Origin of the sequence: Rhizobium sp. PRIMUS64 (assembly GCF_023006465.1) — a bacterium.
GTDB classification, from domain to species: domain Bacteria; phylum Pseudomonadota; class Alphaproteobacteria; order Rhizobiales; family Rhizobiaceae; genus Rhizobium; species Rhizobium leguminosarum.
The window spans coordinates 1-2,624 of record NZ_JALBGX010000263.1; the positions used below are offsets into that span (position 1 = coordinate 1).

Here is a 2,624-nt window from a genome sequence, read left to right on the forward strand (position 1 = left end):
ATCAATGGGCGATGGCGGCGACCGGCGGCGGCGGATCGGCGACCGGAACGGTCGCGGCGCGTATCGGCAAGACGATGCTGACCGAAGCGCTGATCAACGGCGGCCAGGAGCTCGTGCTGCAGGGCGCCAGCCAGGAGCGCAAGAAGGCAGCCGGGCTCGAATACGGCATGGATGACATGCTGAAGAATGCCGGCATCGCCGCCACCTTCGGCGCGCTGTTCGGCGGAACGATCGAGGGCGGCGGCGCGATCGCCCGCGCCTATGGCCTTGGCGAAGAGAGTGCCGCGAGGGCGTCGAGGATCCTCGACGGCAATCCTGAGCGCGGCGACGTCGAGGCGATGGCGGCCGATATAGGCGTCACGCTGACCGAAGAGCAGAAATCACAGGTCAACCGCTCGTTTGAAGAGCGCGTTCTCGACGAGCACATGCTGCCGGCGGACGCCTCGCCCGACCAGGTGCGTGTTTTCGAGGCGGCTAAAAACTATGCCGAGGATCCCGACAACTTTCCAGAACCTGAGCTCGTCGAGCGCGCCATCGCCGACGAGCAGAGCGGCGTCCGATCGCTGACTGCCGACGATTACGAGCGTCTGTACAGCGGAGGCGATCCGGACGCGATCGACGATATCCGCGATACGTTCTTCGTAGATGAAGGCGAAGCCGGCCGGGTAGTCGATGACAGTGCCGGCCGCGCTGTCGCGCCAATCGAACCCGAAGTCCCGGATGGGATGGTCCGCGTCTATCATAGTGGTGCGGCTGGCGAAGGAGAAACTGGCCGTTGGGTTAGCACCGACCGGCAATACGCTTCCGACTATCGCGGCGATTTGCCCCTGTACTATCTCGACGTGCCGGAAGGCGATCCACGGATTAACAGTCCTGACTATCCTGGTGAGCAGGGTGTGAAGCAGGGCTTTACTTTCAATTTCGAAACCAACGCGGAAGAGGCTGCCCGTCTGCGTGAGATCTCGCGGGAACCCCGTGCCGCCGATCCGCTCGAGGGGCAGCGGATCCGGCCGGAACGCGCGATCGAGCCGATCGATGATGCGGCCATGCGCGAGGCCGAGCAGCTGGCCGGCGATATCGTCGAGCCGCGCATCGATGCCAACGGCAATGCTGAAACGCTCCTCGACTTCGTGCCGCTGCAGGACAGCGATGGAAACATCCGCTTGGTCCCGACCCGGGAAGCGCTCGAGGCGGCCGATCAAGAAAACTGGTTTGCCGATGTATTGGAGGCCTGCAAGGTGTGATGACCAACGAGCAGGGACATGAGTGGCACGAGCGTGTTTTCACATCGATGCGGATCAAGTGCTGTGTGAAGTGCGGCTTTATCAAGAACGAAGACAGGCCCAATCGTCGGTGTCCGGGGTGGGTAACGGTCGGGCTCCGCGATGATGAGCCCGGAAAGGAAACCGATGAGCTTGCGTGATTGCCTGAATTCTGCCGTAGAGCAGGGCGGCCTGTCGAAAGACCAGGCCGACGAGCTGCACCGCTACTACGAAGCCCGGTTTCGCCGTAAGCGCCCGGGCATGACCGATCGCCAGGCGGCCGAGGCTGCGAAACGCGAGGTGATCGACAGCCTGCGCGAAAATGCCCGGGAGAAGCGCCGGCAGGTGCTGCTGACGGAAGCCAAGCGCAAAGAGCTCGCCGACTATGTCGAGAACTACCGCGACCTGAAGGGCAAGCCCGACAAGGTCGACGCCGTCATGTCGCTAATGATCCACAACGGCTACAAGGGCACGCAGTCGATGTCCGGCAAGGCTAACGCGATCATTGCCATGGCGCACCGCCAGCTTTCGGAAGTGATGCACCATTTCCGGCGATCGCGCGTTGCCGGCACGCATTTGAACAAGGTCGACCTGCCGGACGTGATCCGTGCCATGCACGGCGAGAAAACCGGCAACGCGACGGCGCAGGCGATGGGGCAGGCCGTTTCGAACCTGTTCGAGGATCTGCGCCAGCGCTTCAACGCCGCCGGCGGCAACATTCCGAAGCGGCAGGATTTCGGGCTGACGCACACGCATAACCGGTCGAACATCCGAGAGCTCGGTTTCGCCGGCCGCGGCAAGTTCGGCGGCAAGCGCTACGACATGGACCTGGCGCGCCGGCGCTGGAAGGAATTCATCGCGCCGATGCTCAATGCCGACGAGATGACCAACCCGCGCACCGGCGAGACGATCGGCGTCGACGGCCTCGATGCGAGCCTAGATTACGTCTTCGACAGCATCATGTCGGACGGCTGGGCACATCGTCGCCCGGAGGCGCGCAAGTTCGGCGTCGGCGCCGTCGCCAGCCGCTACCAAGAAAGCCGCTTCCTGATCTTCAACGATGCCGACGCGTGGCTCGCCTATAACGAAAAGTTCGGCAACACGGATCCGATCGCGGCGATCTTCAACCAGGTCAATAGCTTGTCGCGCGATATCGCCGCCATGGAGCGTTTCGGGCCGAACCCGGATGCATCCGTCGAATGGCTGAAACAGGCAGTCCAGGCCGATATCGGCCGCCGGCAGTCCGGAGCGCTCAAGGTCGAGGGGCTGAAGCTGCCCGGGGTCTCGTCGCGCGCGATCGCGGCCTATCGGATCGACAGTCTCTGGCGGGCCTTGCGCGGCCGTGAGACCGTCGTCCAGGGG

2 protein-coding genes are annotated in these 2,624 nt (G+C 63.7%); both read left to right on the forward strand.

Annotation, left to right across the window (positions count from 1 at the left end):
* On the forward strand, window positions 1-1,244 hold a 1,244-nt coding region (locus MOV76_RS38835; protein ID WP_247266560.1), incomplete at its 5' end, for a hypothetical protein.
* Window positions 1,245-1,409: 165 nt separating this feature from the next.
* The coding region (locus MOV76_RS38840) for a hypothetical protein (protein WP_247266561.1) at window positions 1,410-2,624 on the forward strand (1,215 nt) is incomplete at its 3' end.